This is a genomic window from Granulicella sibirica, assembly GCF_004115155.1.
GTDB classification, from domain to species: domain Bacteria; phylum Acidobacteriota; class Terriglobia; order Terriglobales; family Acidobacteriaceae; genus Edaphobacter; species Edaphobacter sibiricus.
Genome location: NZ_RDSM01000002.1, coordinates 1,132,680 through 1,150,416, shown reverse-complemented (window position 1 = coordinate 1,150,416; position 17,737 = coordinate 1,132,680). Strand labels below are relative to the sequence as shown.

Below are 17,737 nucleotides of genomic sequence, written 5' to 3'. Positions count from 1 at the left end.
CAGGGTGGATTTGTACTCCATTTTGATCACGCTGGAGGCGGGACTGTCCGGATGAGTGAGCGAGTTTCTTTTTTTGAGCAGGTTCAGGTTCAGCCTGAGATTGTGGCGCGGTTTGGCGATCTGCATCCTGCGTTTGATTTGCAGGCGGCTGTGCCGGAGGCGAACCGGTGTCTGTTCTGCTTCGATGCGCCGTGCACGGGGGCTTGCCCGACGCATATCGATGTGCCGAAGTTCATCAAGAAGATTGCGAGTGGGAATCTTTCGGGGTCGGCGAAGACAATTCTTGAGGCGAATGTACTTGGGGCTAGCTGCTCGCGGGCTTGTCCGGTGGAGGTGCTGTGCGAGGGGGCCTGCGTGATGCACCGGTACAACCGGCAGCCGATCGAGATTGGGCGGCTGCAGCGGTTTGCGATGGATGCGTTTCATGCGACGGGGGCTGGACTGCCGTTCGAGGTTGGGGCGGAGACGGGTAAGTCTGTTGCGCTGATCGGGGCTGGGCCGGCTTCGCTGGCTTGCGCGGTGGAGCTTCGCAAGCGGGGGATTCGGGCGACGATCTACGACGCCCGCAAGCTGCCGGGTGGGTTGAACACGTACGGGATCGCGGAGTACAAGCTGCCTTTGCTGGAGAGCTTGCGAGAGATTGAGTTGGTGGCTGGGATGGGGGTGGAGTTCCGCTTCGGGGTGACGGTGGATGCGGCTCAGCTTGCGGAGATCGAGGCCGGGTCCGATGCGGTGTTTCTTGGGATGGGGCTCGGGGCAATTCACCGGTTGGGGATTGCCGGGGAAGAGATGGCCGGGGTGACGAATGCACTCGACCTGATCGAGGGGTATAAGTCGGGATCGATTACGAGTGTTCCGGCGAGGGTCGCGGTGATCGGGGCGGGGAATACGGCGATCGACGCGGCGATTGCGGCTGTGCGGCTTGGGGCTCAGGAAGTCACGATGGTGTACCGGCGTGGGGTGGAGCAGATGTCCGCGTTCGGGTTTGAATATGAGCATGCCAAGGCCGAGGGCGTGCGGTTCCTTTGGTATGTGCAGCCGGTGGGGCTTGTTGGAGATGAGGCAGTCGAGGGGTTGAGGTTAGGGCAGTTGGAGACTTCGGAGGACGGGTCGTTGCTGCCCGTTGCCGGATCGGAGTTTTCGGTGCCGGTGGAGATGGTAGTGATGGCGATCGGGCAGGGGACACATACGGGATTTCTTGCGGGGGCCAAGGTGGAGTTGGAGCGGGGGCGCGTTTTGATCGACCGGGTTACGGGGCAGACATCGCATGCGAAGTATTTTGCGGGTGGGGATTGTACAAACGGAGGGCGAGAGGTCGTGGACGCCGTCGCCGATGGAAAACGGGCAGGGCTGGGGATTGCGGCCTGGCTGGAGGGACAGCATGGCTAAGGTGACTCCGACGCTTGAGACGAACTTTTGCGGGATTCCGTGTATCAATCCCTTCTGGCTGGCTTCGGCTCCGCCGACGAACTGCGGCGAGCAGATTATGCGGGCGTTCGATGCGGGATGGGGTGGGGCGGTGTGGAAGACGATCGGGGCCCCGATTACAAACGTGAGCTCGCGGTACTCGTCTATCGACTGGGATGGGCGTCGGATGATGGGGCTCAATAATATTGAGCTGATTTCGGATCGGCCGACCGAGGTGAATCTACGCGAGATCGCCGAGGTGAAGAGGCGGTATCCGAAGCATGTGGTGATTGCCTCGCTGATGGTGGAGAGCAAGCGGGAGACGTGGCACGACATTGTGCAGAAGGTGGAAGATGCCGGGGCGGATGGGCTTGAGCTGAACTTCGGGTGTCCGCATGGGATGAGCGAGCGGGGTATGGGGTCGGCGGTGGGGCAGGTGCCAGAGTACTGCGAGCAGATTACGGGGTGGGTGAAGGAGAAGGCTCGGACTCCGGTGATCGTGAAGCTGACGCCGAATATCTCGGATATTCGGATGCCGGCGCGGGCGGCGAAGAGAGCGGGGGCGGATGCGCTGTCGGCGATCAATACGATCAACTCGATCACGGGGATCGACCTGGATACGCTGGAGCCTAGGCCGAATGTGGATGGGAAGAGCTCGCATGGGGGGTACTGCGGGCCTGCGGTGAAACCGATTGCGCTGAACATGGTGCAGCAGGTGCAATCGGATGCGGCTTCGACGCTGCCGCTTTCGGGGATTGGCGGGGTGGGGAACTGGCGGGATGCGGCCGAGTTCATCCTGCTTGGGTGTGGAACGGTGCAGGTTTGTACGGCGGTGATGCACTACGGGTATCGGATTATCGAAGACCTGCAGGATGGGTTGCTGGAGTGGATGGGCACGAAGGGCTATCGGACTATCGATGACTTTTTGGGGCTGTCGCTGCCGAATGTGAGGGAGTGGAAGAACCTCAACCTGAACTACCAGGTGGTGGCGCGGATCCATGAGGATCTATGTATCGGGTGCCAGCTTTGCTATACGGCTTGCTGGGATGGGGCGCATCAGTGCATTCATCTTGACCGGACGGCGGCGGTGCAGGATATTACTCGGACTCCGGATATGGTGACGGCGGAGAGTGCGCGGAAGATTTCGACGACTCCGATCCCGAAGCTGGATGCGGGTGGACTGGGAAGGTCGAGCAAGGTGACTCCGCTGGAGCGTGTGCCTCGGGTGGATGAGCATCATTGCGTGGGTTGCAATCTTTGCTCCCTGGTGTGCCCGGTAGATGGGTGCATCACGATGGAGCGGATTGAGAATGGATTGGCACCGGAGACGTGGGCGGAGCGGTCGGCTGCGGGGCTTGTGGCGGAGGGTGCGGCTTCGGAGGTTATCAATCCGAATGTGTAATTTTGGGAGTTGCTTATGGGAGTTTTGATTCAGCATGGGACCGTGGTGCATGCTACCGGCGCGGTGAAGGCGGATGTGCTGCTGGAAGGGGAGAGCATCGCCGCTGTGGGGCTGGGGCTCGAGGCGGCGGGGCATAGCGTTGTCGATGCGACTGGACTGCTTGTGATGCCGGGTGGCATCGATGTGCATACGCATCTCGATATGCCGTTTGGGGGAACTGTTTCGGCGGATGACTATCGGACGGGCACGATCGCGGCTGCGGTTGGTGGGACGACGACCGTGATCGACTTTGCGCTGCAGGCGAAGGGTCATTCGATGCGCGAGGCTTTGGATATATGGCTTGCGAAGTCGCGTGGGAAGGCTTGTATCGATTACTCGCTGCATATGGCGATTACGGATCTTGGGCCGGGCGATGGGCATTCGGGGCTGAAGGAGATGGAGGAGATGGTGAGCGAGGGGATCTCTTCGTTCAAGCTCTTCATGGCTTATCCCAATGTGCTGATGATCGACGATGGGTTGATGTTTCGGGTGATGCAGAAGGCGGGAGCGCTGAATGCGCTGTGCTGTATCCATGCGGAGAATGGAAGCGCGATCGACATTGTTGTCGAGCAGATGGTCGCCGAGGGTAAGACTGCGCCGCACTACCATGCGCTGAGCCGGTCTACCAAGGCTGAGGCGGAGGCGACGCATCGGTCGATTGCGCTGGCGGAGATGGCGGGGGCTACGGTTTACATCGTTCACCTTTCGAATGAGGATGCGCTGCGCGAGTTGAAGCATGCGCAGGAGCGTGGGCTGCGAGCGATCGCGGAGACTTGCACGCAGTATCTTGTGCTGTCGATTGAAGAGCAGATGCCGGGCAAGAGTTGGGAGGAGGCGAAGTATGTGTTTACTCCTCCGCTGAGGGAGAAGAAGAACCAGGAGCCGCTTTGGGGAGCGCTTGAGGATGGGTCGTTGGCCGTGGTCTCGACAGATCATTGCCCATTCCGGTTCGCGGATCAGAAGTCGCTGGGGAAGGATGATTTCCGGAAGATTCCGAATGGTGGTCCGGGGGTTGAGAACAGGCTACAAATTTTGTGGCATTTTGGAGTCAACAGCGGACGGATAACTCCGGAGAGATTTGTGGAGTTGAGTTGCACGGCTCCGGCGCGGATCTTTGGCATGGCGAATAAGGGCGAAATCGCGGTGGGGAAAGATGCGGATGTGCTGCTGTGGGATCCTGCGAAGGACTATACGATTTCGGCGGCGACGCAGTGCATGGCGACGGACTACTCGATGTTCGAAGGTTGGACGGTGAAGGGGAATGTCAAGCATGTCTTCTCGCGGGGGGAGTTAGTGGTTGAGGATGGCACGTGGGTGGGTGAGACCGGGCGGGGCCGCTTTGTGAAGCGGAAAGCGAATGCGGGAGGGTATGCCTGATGCTGACGCCTGCCAAGGCCGGTGGGGATGTGGCGGTGATCGAGCACGATCCGCGGCTTTATAACGAGGATCTTGCTCCGACGACATCGGCTCATCGAACGTGGGGGACTTACAACTACATTGCGTTGTGGTTCTCGATGTCGATGGAGGTGACGACGTACATGCTGGCTTCATCGTTGATCGCGGGTGGGATGAACTGGAAACAGGCGGTGTTTACGATCCTACTTGGTAACCTGATTGTGTTGGTTCCGATGATTTTGAATGCTCATGCGGGGGCGAAGTACGGGATTCCGTTTCCTGTGTTTGTGCGGGCGAGTTTTGGGACGCGAGGGGCGAATCTTCCGGCTATCCTGCGGGCGCTGGTGGCTTGTGGATGGTTCGGGATTCAGTCGTGGCTTGGTGGGCAGGCGATCGCAGCGATGATTGCTGTGCTTTGGCCGCATACGGCGGCGATGCCTTCAGTGTTGTGGGCGAGCTTCCTTGGGTTCTGGCTGCTTAACATGGCGGTGGTTTGGCGTGGTGTGGAGTCAATACGTTTCTTGCAGGGGTTCTCGGCTCCGTTCATGCTAGTGATGTCGCTGACTCTTCTATTCTGGATGGTGCATAAGGCGGGTGGGTTTGGGCCTATGCTCTCAGCGCCAAGTAAGTTCACCTCGACCGGGAGTTTTCTGCACTTCTTCTTTCCTTCACTTACCGCGATGGTTGGGTACTGGGCGACGTTGTCGCTGAATATTCCTGACTTTACTCGGTATGCGAAGTCGCAGGATTCGCAGGTTGTGGGACAGGCGTTTGGGCTTCCGGTGGCGATGACGCTTTATTCGTTTATCGGGATCGCCTGCACTTCGGCTTCGGTGGTGATCTTTGGGGAGCCGGTGTGGTCGCCGATTACGTTGCTCGGAAGATTTCATCAGCCGGGTGTGGCATTTCTGGCTTTGATTACGGTGCTGATTGCTACGTTAAATGTGAATATCGGGGCAAATGTCGTTTCGCCTTCGAACGATTTCTCCAATCTGAATCCTCGACTGATCAGCTTTCGCACGGGTGGGTTGATTACTGGCTTTCTTGGCTTGGCGATGATGCCGTGGAAGCTGATGGCTACCTTTGGGAGTTATATCTTTGGATGGCTTGTGGGGTATTCGGGACTGCTTGGGCCGGTGGCTGGCATCATGGTGGCGGATTACTTTCTGATTCGCGGGACTAAGCTGAATGTTGTCTCGCTCTACCATCGCGGTGGGGAGTATGAGTACTCGAAGGGAATCAATCCGCGGGCGATTGTTGCGCTTGTGGTGGGTGTGGTGATCGCGCTGATTGGCCTCGTGGTGCCCTCGGTGCGGTTTCTTTATGACTATGCGTGGTTCGCCGGTTTCTTTCTTTCAGCGGCGATGTACTACGTGCTGATGCTTGGTTATCGTGCCGATGCTGCAGTGAGAACAGGCATGGTGTTAACGAATGACGATGTAAGTCCAGAAGAGATTGGATCGCCCTCATGAGCCCGAACGAGATGATGTTGGAGAAGAGCGAAACGTTGACGAGTGAGCAGATCGTCGAGCTGACGCGGAAGCATAACTACGGTACGTGGCGGTTCCAGAAGGGTTGGAACCCGATGCATATCGTCGACGCGGAAGGGTGCTACATCGTCGATGGGAAGGGCAAGCGGTATCTCGATTTTTCCGCGCAGTTGATGTGCTCGAACCTGGGGCATAAGAACCAGGTGGTGATCGATGCGATCGCGAAGCAGGCGCAGCAGTTGAGCTATGCAATGCCTGGATATGCGACGGAGGTGCGGGCCGAGTTATCCAAGCTGCTGGTGGAGGTGCTGCCGGCAGGGTTGAGCAAGTTCTTCTTTACGACCTCGGGGACGGAGGCCAATGAAGCCGCGTTCAAGATCGCCCGGATGTATACGGGGAAGACGAAGATCATTGCGCGGTACAGGTCGTACCATGGGTCGACGACGGGATCGATTGCGGCTACGGGGGATCCTCGCCGATGGGCGATGGAGCCTGGGGGAAAAGGGCCGGGAGTGATCTTCGGGCCTGAAGTTAACTGCTATAAGTGTCCGATTAGGCACACATATCCCGGTTGCGGGATTGCGTGTGCGGACTATCTCGAGCACATGATCCGGAACGAGTCGGATGTGGCGGCTGTGCTTATTGAGCCGGTGGTTGGGACGAACGGCGTGCTTGTCCCGCCGGATGAGTACATGCCGAAGCTGCGGAAGATCTGCGATGAGTATGGCGTGTTGCTGATCGCGGATGAGGTGATGAGTGGATGGGGCAGAACGGGCGAGTGGTTCGCGATGAATCACTGGGGTGTGGTGCCGGACATTCTTACGACGGCAAAAGGCATCACGGGGGCTTATGTGCCGCTTGGGCTATGCGCTACGAGTGGAAAGATCGCGGATTTCTTTGAGGACCATTACTTCGCACATGGGCATACCTATGAGGCGCATCCGATGACGCTGGCGCCTGCAGTAGCTGCGATTAGAGAGATGCAGAGGATGGATCTGGTGGCGCGGGCGAAGGGGCTTGAGCCTTATCTGCGGGGTAAGCTCGAGGAGCTAAAGGCGAAGCATCCCAGCGTGGGGGATGTGCGGGGCAAGGGGCTTTTCTGGGCTGTCGATCTTGTCAAGAATCGGACGACGAAGGAGCCGTTTGGGACTTACTCGGACAAGGTCGCGGGACGGCCACTTCTTGTCGATCAGATTGCGGGGAAGATCCTAGCGGACGGAGTGACGATCCAAGCGTGGGTGTCGCACTTCATCATTGCGCCGCCGCTCATCATCACGAAGGTACAGATTGATTTTGGGATAGACGCGCTGGATCGGCATCTCTCGATCGCGGATGCCTTGGTTGAGGGGGGATGATTCGGTGGGAGATGTGTCGGGAGTTACTTCGGACAGTTAACGGGAGCAAGAACAGAAACGCAGATTCCCTTCGGGAATGACAACTAAAGTGTCGCGGCGATCCTAGCCGCGACACTCTAGCTTCAGGCGATGGGCCACTTCCAGTTGCGAATTTCGGGCCGGTCGATGCCGTTGTCGTGGGAGTAGCTGATGGAGTCGGTGATCTGATCCTTCAGCCATTCCTTCGTGTGGGCGGCTGTGACTTGCAGTGACGGAACACGGTCGATGACGTCGATGGCGAGGTTGAAGCGATCGACCTGATTGAGGATGGCTAGCTCCAGGGGCGTGTTGATGTTGCCCTTCTCCTTGTAGCCGCGAACGTGGAAGTTATCGTGGTTGGTGCGCTTGTACGTCAGCTTGTGGATGAGTGATGCGTAGGCGTGGAAGTTGAAGATGACCGGCTTGTCGACGGTGAAGAGGGAGTCGAACTCTCGTTCCGAGAGGCCGTGAGGGTGTTCGCGTTCGGGCATCAGGCGGAAGAGATCGACCACGTTGATGAAGCGGATCTTCAGCGACGGGCATTTTTCGCGCAGGATGGCTACTGCGGCCAGAGACTCCGAGGTGGGAATGTCTCCGGCACAGGCCATGACGACGTCTGGTTCCTGGCCGGTGTCGTTACTGGCGAAATCCCATATGCCGATGCCCTTGGTGCAGTGTCGGACGGCGTCATCCATGTTGAGGTACTGGAGGTGGGCGGCTTTGTCGGCGACGATCACGTTGACGTAGTCGACGGAGCGGAGGCAGTGGTCGGCGACGCTGAGGAGGCAGTTGGCGTCTGGCGGGAGGTAGATGCGAGTGATCTCGGGGCTCTTGTTGGTGACGATGTCCAGGAAGCCGGGATCCTGGTGGGTGAAGCCGTTGTGGTCCTGACGCCAGACGAGCGACGTGATGAGCAGGTTGATGGAAGAGACGGGGGCGCGCCAGCGGAGTTCGAGCTTGCTCTTTTCGAGCCACTTGGCGTGCTGGTTGAACATGGAGTCGATGATGTGGACGAAGGCCTCGTAGCTGGAGAAGAAGCCGTGACGTCCGGTGAGGACGTAGCCTTCGAACCAGCCTTCGAGAGTGTGTTCGCTGAGCATCTCCATGACACGGCCGGAGGTGGAGAGATCGCCGCCGTCCGCATCTTCGGGGAGCATCGCGTTCATCCAGGTTTTGCCGCTGGCTTCGTAGATGACCTGGAGCTTGTTGGAGGCGGTTTCGTCGGGACCGAAGACGCGAAAGTTGGTCATGTTGGCGCGCATGACGTCACGAAGGAATGCGCCGAGGCGCTCGGTGGAGGAGACTTCGAGCTGGCCGGGAAGTTCGAACGTCTCGGCGTAGTCGCGGAAGTCCGGCATGTGGAGAGGCTTACGAAGGGCACCGCCGTTGGCGTGGGGACTTCCGCTGATGCGGCTTGTGCCTTTGGGGGGGAGTTCCTGTAACTCGGGGATGAGGGCGCCGGACTCGTCGAAGAGTTCCTCGGGCTTGTAGCTGCGGAGCCAAGCCTCGACGAGAGCGAGGTGCGCGGGGTTGGTGAGGGGGTCGGTGATGGGAACCTGGTGGGAGCGCCAGGAGCCTTCGAGCTTGTGGCCGTCGATCTCGGTGGGGTCTGTCCAGCCCTTGGGAGTGCGCAGAACGATCATGGGCCAACGGGGACGCTCGGTGGGGGTGCCGGGAGCCGCGGAGCGGGCCTTTTGCTGAATTGCGCGAATGTCGAGGATGACGTGCTCGAGGATGCCGGCCATCTTCTGGTGCATGGTGTCGGGATCGCTGCCCTCGACAAAGTATGGGGTCCAGCCGTAGCCCTTGAGGAGGCTTTCGAGTTCCTCGGGCGAGATGCGGGCGAGGATGGTGGGGTTCGCGATCTTGTAGCCGTTGAGGTGAAGGATCGGAAGGACGGCGCCGTCGTAGATGGGGTTGAGAAATTTGTTGGAGTGCCAGGATGTGGCAAGCGGGCCGGTTTCGGCTTCGCCGTCGCCGACCATGCAGGCGACGATGAGGTTCGGGTTGTCGAAGGCTGCTCCGAAGGCGTGGGAGATGCTGTAGCCGAGTTCGCCGCCCTCGTGGATCGAGCCTGGGGTTTCGGGAGTGCAGTGGCTTCCGATGCCGCCGGGGAAGGAGAACTGCTTGAAGAACTTCTGCATGCCCGTGATGTCCTGGCTCATCGCGGGGTAGACCTCGGAATAGACACCTTCGAGGTAGGAGTTGGAAAGGGTTGCTGGTGCGCCGTGACCGGGGCCGGCGATGTACATGAGTTCGAGATCGTACTTTTTGATCAGGCGGTTCAGGTGGACCCAGGTGAAGGTCTGGCCTGGATCGGAACCCCAGTGGCCGAGGAGGCGGTTCTTGATGTGCTCAACCTTGAGCGGCTCGCGGAGAAGAGGGTTGTCGCGGAGATAGATCATGCCGGCGCAGAGGTAGTTGCACGCGCGCCAGTAGGCGTTCATTTTTCGTGCTTCTTCGGCGGTCAGGGGAGTGGTTTCGACGTTTTTGGAGGAGGAGGATGGGGCGGGGGCGGTCATGGTGCTCATTCGTTACCTCGTGCGGTACCGTGAGTGTGGCGTTCGGTCGAATGTTTACTGGTTGGAACGGGCCAGGCGATCGACGTGCATGGCGATCGTGAGATCTTCCTGTGCCGGAATGACAAAAACGGTTGTCCTACAGTCTGATGCGCTGATGGCGCGCACGCCATTCGTTTTCTGCTGATTTAATGCAGAATTGATGGCAACCCCTAGGGGCTCAAGGCAGGCGAGAGTTTCGTAGCGGGTGAGTGGGTCGTGTTCTCCGATGCCTCCGGCGAAGACGATGGCGTCTAGACCACCTAAGAGCCAGGAGAAGCCGCCGATGGCTTTGGTGAGGCTTCGGGTAAAGACCTTCAGGGCGAGGGTGGCTTCTTTGTTGCCCTTCGCCGAAGCCTCACGGATGGCTTTTACGTCGTTGGGCATGCTGGTGAGGGCGATCATTCCGGCGTCGTGATTGAGAAGCTTTTCAACTGCGGCGGTTGCGGATTCGCGGTCTCCCTGTTGCTGACGGAGGAGATAGAGGAGGAGGCCGGGATCAAGGTCGCCGGGACGGGTTCCCATGACGACGCCCCCGGTGGGTGTGAGGCCCATGGAAGTGTCGACGGACTGGCCGTCTATGAGGGCGGTGACGCTGCATCCGCTGCCGAGATGACAGATGACCATGCGCTTTGGGAAGGGAAGATTCGAGGCGCGGAGCTGGCGGACGATGGACTCGCAGCTCAGGCCGTGGAAGCCGTAGCGGCGGACACCTTGATCGCGATAGGACTTTGGGATGGGGTATGTGGTTGCTTCCTCGGGCATGGTGAGGTGAAAGACGGTGTCGAAGCACGCGTAGTGGGAGACTTCGGGGAAGTGCTTCTGGCCCTCGCGGATGACGTCGAGGACGGCGGGGTCGTGGAGTGGCGCGAAGGAGACTGCCTCCGCGAGGTCGTGGAGGACCTCCGGGGTTATCTTCTGGTGGTCGCTGAGTTTGGGGCCGGGGTGGACGACCCGATAGCCTACGGCTTCGACCGGGGGCATGCGAGGGGCGGATACAGTGTCGAGGATGATGCGGGTGGCGGCGATTGGATCGGCGGCGCTAGGGTCCGAGGGTACAGGGTGATCGATACCGTGGATGGCGAGGTGGGCCGCCGGTGTGCCAATGCCGCTGATCTCACCGTCATAGAGTGTTTGCGGCTCGCGGCTCGAGGTTTCGAACATCGAGAACTTGATCGAGGACGATCCGCTGTTTACGACCAGTATGTGCATCCTGCCGTCCTTTGGGAGAAGCGTGTGCCTGGAGGTCTTCTTCCTTCGACGCTATACCTATCGGGTGAGATGCGGATTAATGGTCGCCTCCATGTGAAGGGGTTGCGCCTCACGCTGCTGGAAAGTCGTGAGGCGCAAGCGTGTTAATAGCCGATGGTGAAGCGGGCTTTGTGGTGCCGCGGCTTTTCGAGTTCGTCGACCAGGGCGATGGCGTAGTCCTCGAACGAGATGCGGCTTGTGCCGGTGGCGTCGGCGATGAGGTCATCCTTGCCGAGGCGGAACTTGCCGGTGCGCTCGCCTGGCTCGAAGAAGCCCGCAGGGCTGAAGTAGGTCCAGTCGATGCTGCTCTTCTTGATGGATTCAAGGAGTTGGACATGGGTGGCGCTGATGGGCAGGTAGGGAGCGGGCAGGTAGCCGGACTCATGCAGGGTGACACCGGGGGCGACGAAAAGGCTGCCTGCTCCGCCGACGACGATGAGGCGGGGGCCGCCTGCCTGCTCGATGGCGCTAACGAGAAGGGCGCTGGGAGCGAGAAGGGCGTCTGTATTTTCGGGCGGAGGGCCAAGGGCGGAGACAACGGCGTCTGCTCCCTGGATGATAGAGGTGGTGGTGGCGAGGTCCGTGAGATCGTCCTGAACCGCGGTGACGTTGGGGAGTTTGTCGACATTTTCCGGCTTGCGGGCCGCGGCTACGACGGTGTGACCACGGTCAACGAGTTCCTTGAGGATAACGGCTCCGGACTTTCCGGTAGCTCCGTAGAGTACGACTTTCATGGGTGTTCCTCCTGCGATCAATTCGCATCTGTTGAGATGCAACGGAAAGTACTTCGGTATCGAAATACTTTGGCTCGAAGTTTATTCCAAAATTTCTGGATCTTCTTTCGGTGTCGAGATATCTTATGTCGTAGTGGTCAGGAGTTCGGATGTGATGAAGGAAAAGGAAATCCCGGATGCTCGCCTGTGGCTCGTGATGACCCGGGCTCACGCGGCGATCGTCCCGTATCTCGAGCGCTCAATCACGGAGTATGGGCTCTGTTTCAGCAAATTCATGATACTCGAGGTTCTGCTGCACAAGGGGCCGCTGCCGATTTCCACGATCGGGGAGAAGGTGTCGCTTGCAAGTGCTTCGATGACGTCGGCGATCGATGGGCTGGAGAAGCTTGGGTTCGTGGTGCGCAAGGACAGCAAGGAAGACAGGCGGGCTCGGCTGGTGTCTCTGACGCCGCAGGGACGCAGGTTGATCACGAAGCTGTTCGCTCGTCATGAGAAGGATCTTGAGTTTCTGATGAAGAGCTTTTCCGAAGAGCAGCGGACCATGATGTATGAGGGGCTGAGGACGATGGGGCATCTTGCGAAAGATGCCGGGAACCCTCCGGAGAAGAAACAGGTTGCTTAGCTCCAACGGGAAGCGGCTGAGAACGAATGTCATTTTGTTGTCACTTGTTACCAATATTCATTGGTGCCGGAGCTATAGTGGATCGACACCCAAACCATTTCGACGATCAACCATGCAAGGAGAAATACCAATGAACCGCCGCCTTTTTACCGCTACCTTCGCTGCTCTTCTGCTTTCGGGAACGAGCGCTTTTGCGCAGAGTTCTACCTGGACCATCGACAAGAACCACTCACAGATCAACTTCCAGATCCGCCACATGGGCGTGAGCAACGTTCGCGGCTCGATCAGCGGCGTAACCGGTGAGATCGTGTGGGACGAGAAGGATCCTTCGAAGGACAGTGTGACCGCGACCGCCACGACCTCGACGGTAACGACGAACAACGAGAAGCGCGATGCGCACCTGAAGTCGCCTGACTTTTTCAACGTGGAGAAGTCCCCAACGCTGACCTTCAAGTCGACCAAGGTCTTCAGCGAGGGTGGCAAGCTGAAGGTGATTGGCGATCTAACGCTTGGCGGTGTGACGAAGAGCACGACGCTTGAGGTGGATGGACCGTCGGCTCCGCAGCCTGGTCAGAACGGCAAGGTAGTAACCGGACTCTCCGTGACGGGGCAGATCAAGCGGAGCGACTTCGGCTTCGGACAGAAGTTCACCGCACCGGTGCTTGGCGATGATGTCCAGTTTACGATCGACGTAGAAGCGGGTAAGTAAGCTTCACGTTTCGGCCGTTCCAGAGCCCCCACTCTCGATGAGAGTGGGGGCTTTCTGTTTTCAGCGTTGCTTCCTTGTTTAGGCTGGTGCCGAGTATTGTGATGATCGGCGGTTAAGATCGCTCTGGGAGCAAGGTATGCCGGAGAAGTGGCAGGGGGTTTCGCGGAGGACGTTTTGCGCTGGGGCGGGCGCTGTGCTCCTGAGTTCGGGGGGGCATGGGTGGGCTCTACCGGGTGGGGAGCGCAGTGGATATGCGTTGGTCGCGAAGATGGATCGTGGGAGGATTCTTGCGGCTGCGAACAGGTATGTTTTGGAGAAGCCGAAGACGTTGACGGATTTCCCTTCGCCGAAGAGTCCGGGTGGTCCGCACGACTTCTTTTCGCAGGCGGACTACTTCTGGCCGGATCCTGCGCATCCGGACGGACCTTATGTCAATCGGGATGGGCAGAGCAATCCGGATAACTTTAGCGGCCATCGGAAGGCGATGATTGCCCTGTCGATCCAGATGCCAGCATTGACGGCGGGTTGGGTCTTGACTGGCGAACGGAGGTATGGAGCGGCTGCTGCGGATCATCTGAGGGCATGGTTTGTGACCGAGGCTACGCGGATGACGCCGAACCTTGAGTATTCGCAGGGCGTGCACGGCGTGTCGACGGGGAGGTCGTACGGGATCATCGATACGCTCCATCTTGTGGAGGTGGCGCGGGCAGCGAGTCATGTTGCTCCGGTCATGATGACACCGGCCGAGCAGACTGCGCTGCATGGATGGTTTCGAGACTATCTCCACTGGCTGAAGACGAGTGAGAAGGGGAAGACCGAGGGCAAGGCGCTCAATAACCACGCGGCCTGCTGGGCGCTGCAGGTCGCGGAGTTCGCGCGGCTGATCGGGGACGGTACGACTCGGGGTGAGGCGCGGGAGCAATATGAGCGGGTTCTGCTACCGGACCAGATGGGGCAGGATGGGAGCTTTCCGAAGGAACTGGTTCGGACGAAGCCCTACAGCTATTCGATCTTCAACTTCGATGTGATGGCGATGATTTGTCAATCGCTGGCGGATGGCGGGAACGATCTGTTTGGATTTGTAACGGCTGACGGACGCGGCATCTGCAAGGGAGCGGCGTTTCTGTATCCCTATTTGAAGGATAAAGACGCGTGGCCCTATGCGAAGGACGTGGAGCACTTCGACGCGCTTCCTGTGCGATCGCCGGGGCTGCTGTTCGCGGGAATTGCGTGCAGTCGCGAGGACTATGTGCAGCTTTGGAAGGGCATGAACGCTGATCCGACGGATGCGGAGGTGATCCGGAACTATCCGGTGCGGCAGCCTCTTCTTTGGTTTCCTGGGGCGCATGGACGGCGATAGATGGTCGTTTCTGCGACCCGCGGGTGTGGTGGAGCATCAGAAATGTGCGGTCGCGCGAGCGAAGGGCAAAGGTCCTGAGGTCGTGTGTGTCTGCCTGCCTTTGCTCGCGAAACCTTACAATGGGTATCAGACAACTCCTGATCGCCGCACGACCCAGGAAACCATCCGACACTTGATCAAGAGGACTTGCCCGTATGTGGATTGTCAAGATCGCGCTCGACCGACCCTACACCTTCATCGTGTTGGCGCTGCTGATCCTGATCCTCAGCCCCGTGGTGATTCTGGGGACACCAACGGACATTTTTCCGAGCATCAATATTCCCGTCATCGCGGTGGCCTGGACGTACACGGGGTTGAGCCCGGAGCAGATGGAAGGGCGCGTTACGACGGTCTATGAGCGGGTGTTGACGACCACGGTCGATAACATCGAGCACATCGAGTCGACGACGATTAACGGGACGTCGATCGTGAAGGTCTTCCTTCAGCCGAAGGCGAGTATCGACCGGGCGAACGCGCAGATCACGGCTGTGTCGCAGTTGATTTTGCGGCAGATGCCACCGGGATCCCTGCCTCCGCTGATCATTAACTACAACGCGTCGACGGTGCCGATTCTGCAGCTTGGGCTTTCGGGGAAGAACCTTACGGAGTCGCAGCTCAACGACCTCGCGTTGAACTTCTTGCGTACGCAGTTAGTGACAGTTCCGGGGGCGGCGGTGCCGTATCCGTTTGGCGGTCGGACGCGGCAGGTGATGGTGAATCTCAATCCGCATTTGCTGCAGGCGAAGGGGCTTTCACCGACGGATGTGCTGAACGTGATTGGGCAGCAGAACCTTATCCTGCCGGGCGGCACGGCGAAGATCGGGCAGTTTGAGTATGACGTCGATCTGAACGCGGACGCGAAGACGGTGCAAGAGTTGAACGATATCCCGCTGAAGACGACGGGGTCGTCGACGGTGTATGTGCGGGATGTGGCGACGGTGAGTGATGGGTTCGCACCGCAGACCAACGTGGTGCGTCAGGATGGGAATCGCGGTGGGTTGGTAACGATCTTCAAGGCCGGCGATGCTTCGACAATCGATGTGGTGAAAGGGATTCGGGCAATTCTGCCGAGGGTCGCGCAGACTCTCCCGCCGGATCTGAAGATTCAGCCTCTGTCGGACCAGTCAGTATTTGTGCGTGGGGCAGTCTCCGGTGTGGTGCGCGAGGCGATTATTGCGGCGGCGCTCACGGGGATCATGATTCTGCTGTTCCTGGGTAGCTGGCGCAGCACGATCATTATTGCGGTTTCGATTCCGCTTTCGATCCTCACGTCGGTGATGGTGCTGAGCTTTTTGCACGAGACGATCAACATCATGACGCTGGGCGGGCTTGCCTTGGCCGTGGGCATCCTGGTCGACGATGCGACGGTGACGATCGAGAACATTGAACGGCATTTGGAGGATGGGGCGCCGCTGCGAGAGGGGATTTTTGAAGGAGCCGCGCAGATTGCGGTGCCTGCGCTTGTTTCGACGCTGTGTATCTGCATCGTCTTCCTGCCGATGTTTTTTCTGTCGGGTGTGGCGCGTTATCTGTTCGTGCCTCTGGCCGAGGCGGTTGTGTTCGCGATGATTGCGTCGTACCTGCTTTCGCGTACGCTTGTGCCAACACTTGCGATGTACCTGTTGAAGGCGAAGCACGAAGCTCCGAAGGAGACACGGAATCCGTTTACACGCTTTCAGCGTGGGTTTGAGCGTGTTTTTGAAGCTACAAGGCTTTCGTATGAGCGGCTTCTGCGATGGCTTGTATCGATGCGCGTAGTGTTCATCCCGGGCTTTCTTGGAGTATGTCTCTGTGCGTTTCTGCTTGTTCCATGGCTTGGACAGGACTTCTTTCCCGATACCGATAGCGGGCAATTCATCCTTCATATTCGGGCGAAGACTGGTACACGTATCGAGGAGACAGCGCGGCTTGCGGATGAGGTAGAAGGTTCGATCCGGCAGGTGATTCCGGCTGGGGAGCTTGAGAATGTATTGGATAACATAGGGCTTCCGTTCAGCTCGATCAACTACATCTACAGCCGTTCGGGACTGACGGGCGCGGCGGATGCGGATGTGCTTGTTTCGTTGAAGGAGAAGCACCACGCGACCGCAGACTACGTGCGCCGCCTGCGGAATGGCCTCGCTTCGAAGTATCCCGGAGTTACGTTCTATTTCTTGCCGGCAGACATCGTGACGCAGACGTTGAACTTTGGTCTGCCAGCGCCGATCGATGTGCAGATCGATGGGGCGGATGTGGAAGGGAACCACAAAGTCGCGGAGAAGATGCTGAGTGAGCTGCGACATGTTCCGGGGCTTGCGGATCTCAGGATTCAGCAGCAGTTCGATTATCCGAAGCTGCATATCGCGGTGGATCGAACGAAGGCGGCGCAGGCCGGGTTCACCGAGCGCGACGTGGCGAACAGCATGCTGATTTCGCTGAGCGGAAGTTTTCAGGTGACGCCAATGTTCTACCTGAATACGAAGAACGGCGTGAACTACAACCTTGTGACGCAGACACCGCAGTACGACATGCAGTCATCGGCCGATCTGAAAAACATGACCATTAGCGGGCCGACCGCGAAGAAAACGGAGATCCTGGACGATATTGCCTCCATCCAGAGAAACGACGAGATGGCGTCCATCAATCACTACAATATCCGGCGTACCGTCGACATCTATGGTGCGGTGCAGGACCGCGACCTTGGGTCTGTTGGGCGAGATGTGAACCGGATCATTGATGAAAACCGTAAACTTCTGCCGCGTGGAAGCTTCATCACGCTGCGCGGGCAGTATGGGACGATGCGGAGCTCCTACATCGGGCTGATCGGCGGACTGGGTTTCGCGATTGTTCTGGTGTACATGCTGATCGTGGTGAACTTCCAGTCGTGGCTCGATCCGTTCATTATCGTGACAGCGCTGCCGGCGGCGCTCGCGGGTATCGTGCTGTTTCTCTTCATCACGCATACGACATTGAGCGTTCCGGCGCTGATGGGCGCGATCATGTGCATGGGCGTCGCGACGGCAAATAGTATTCTTGTGGTGTCCTTCGCCAAGGAGAGGCTGGAGCATCATGGCGATTCGGTGAGCGCCGCGATTGAGGCCGGAACGACTCGTTTCCGGCCGGTTGTGATGACCGCGCTGGCGATGATCATTGGCATGATTCCGATGGCACTTGGACTCGGGGATGGCGGTGAGCAGAATGCGCCGCTTGGGCGCGCTGTGATCGGCGGCTTGATGTGCGCCACCGTTGCGACCTTGTTCTTCGTGCCTTCGGTGTTCAGCCTTCTGCATCGCAAGTACCTACGTCCTATGGCGGATGGGCAGACCACGACAGACCAGATGGAAGTATCTCGGCACGCATGATGACCGAGCAGACAGAT

Annotated in this window: 12 protein-coding genes; 9 read left to right on the top strand and 3 right to left on the bottom strand. The window is 58.8% G+C overall.

Annotated elements, in window-relative coordinates; genetic code table 11:
• The first annotated feature begins 51 nt into the window (after positions 1-51).
• Genes GRAN_RS15665 through GRAN_RS15645 form a run of 5 tightly spaced genes read left to right on the top strand, consistent with a single transcriptional unit; the run spans position 52 to position 7,088 of the window.
• Positions 52-1,389: an NAD(P)-dependent oxidoreductase gene (locus GRAN_RS15665; RefSeq protein WP_128913914.1), complete on the top strand. Its 1,338-nt coding sequence runs from the start codon at positions 52-54 to the stop codon at positions 1,387-1,389.
• The gene (preA, locus tag GRAN_RS15660) at positions 1,382-2,809 is read left to right on the top strand and encodes an NAD-dependent dihydropyrimidine dehydrogenase subunit PreA (protein ID WP_128913913.1); all 1,428 of its coding nucleotides are present in this window, start codon (positions 1,382-1,384) and stop codon (positions 2,807-2,809) included. Before GRAN_RS15665 ends, preA begins: the two co-directional genes overlap by 8 nt.
• A gap of 15 nt (positions 2,810-2,824) precedes the next feature.
• Positions 2,825-4,225: a dihydropyrimidinase gene (gene hydA / locus GRAN_RS15655; protein ID WP_128913912.1), complete on the top strand. Its 1,401-nt coding sequence runs from the start codon at positions 2,825-2,827 to the stop codon at positions 4,223-4,225.
• Positions 4,225-5,715 carry an NCS1 family nucleobase:cation symporter-1 gene (locus GRAN_RS15650; RefSeq protein WP_128913911.1) on the top strand — a complete coding sequence of 497 codons (1,491 nt, stop codon included), beginning with the start codon at positions 4,225-4,227 and terminating at the stop codon, positions 5,713-5,715. The genes hydA and GRAN_RS15650 overlap by 1 nt, the downstream gene beginning before the upstream one ends.
• A complete protein-coding gene (locus GRAN_RS15645; RefSeq protein ID WP_241654675.1) occupies positions 5,712-7,088 on the top strand; it encodes an aminotransferase family protein in 1,377 nt (458 codons plus the stop codon). Before GRAN_RS15650 ends, GRAN_RS15645 begins: the two co-directional genes overlap by 4 nt.
• 122 nt (positions 7,089-7,210) lie before the next feature.
• On the opposite strand, the gene GRAN_RS15640 is transcribed toward GRAN_RS15645, so the two are convergent.
• The 3 genes from GRAN_RS15640 to GRAN_RS15630 form a co-directional block, all read right to left on the bottom strand.
• The gene (locus GRAN_RS15640; RefSeq protein ID WP_128913910.1) at positions 7,211-9,637 is read right to left on the bottom strand and encodes a phosphoketolase family protein; all 2,427 of its coding nucleotides are present in this window, start codon (positions 9,635-9,637) and stop codon (positions 7,211-7,213) included.
• Positions 9,638-9,682: 45 nt separating this feature from the next.
• On the bottom strand, positions 9,683-10,876 hold the full coding sequence (locus tag GRAN_RS15635; protein WP_128913909.1) for an acetate/propionate family kinase: 1,194 nt from the start codon (positions 10,874-10,876) through the stop codon (positions 9,683-9,685).
• 143 nt (positions 10,877-11,019) lie between these two features.
• Positions 11,020-11,649, bottom strand: a complete 630-nt coding sequence (locus GRAN_RS15630) for an NAD(P)-dependent oxidoreductase (protein ID WP_128913908.1) — start codon at positions 11,647-11,649, stop codon at positions 11,020-11,022.
• Between the two features lie 154 nt (positions 11,650-11,803).
• Here GRAN_RS15630 and GRAN_RS15625 point away from each other — a divergent pair, with 154 nt between their 5' ends.
• The 4 genes from GRAN_RS15625 to GRAN_RS15610 all read left to right on the top strand — a co-directional run bounded on the left by GRAN_RS15625 (position 11,804) and on the right by GRAN_RS15610 (position 17,720).
• On the top strand, positions 11,804-12,271 hold the full coding sequence (locus GRAN_RS15625; RefSeq protein WP_241654674.1) for a MarR family winged helix-turn-helix transcriptional regulator: 468 nt from the start codon (positions 11,804-11,806) through the stop codon (positions 12,269-12,271).
• Between the two features lie 130 nt (positions 12,272-12,401).
• The gene (locus tag GRAN_RS15620; RefSeq protein ID WP_128913907.1) at positions 12,402-12,980 is read left to right on the top strand and encodes a YceI family protein; all 579 of its coding nucleotides are present in this window, start codon (positions 12,402-12,404) and stop codon (positions 12,978-12,980) included.
• 136 nt (positions 12,981-13,116) lie between these two features.
• Positions 13,117-14,340 (top strand): alginate lyase family protein, encoded by a 1,224-nt coding sequence (locus tag GRAN_RS15615; protein ID WP_128913906.1) that lies wholly within the window; start codon positions 13,117-13,119, stop codon positions 14,338-14,340.
• 194 nt (positions 14,341-14,534) lie between these two features.
• Positions 14,535-17,720 (top strand): efflux RND transporter permease subunit, encoded by a 3,186-nt coding sequence (locus tag GRAN_RS15610; RefSeq protein ID WP_128913905.1) that lies wholly within the window; start codon positions 14,535-14,537, stop codon positions 17,718-17,720.
• Positions 17,721-17,737 lie beyond the last annotated feature (17 nt).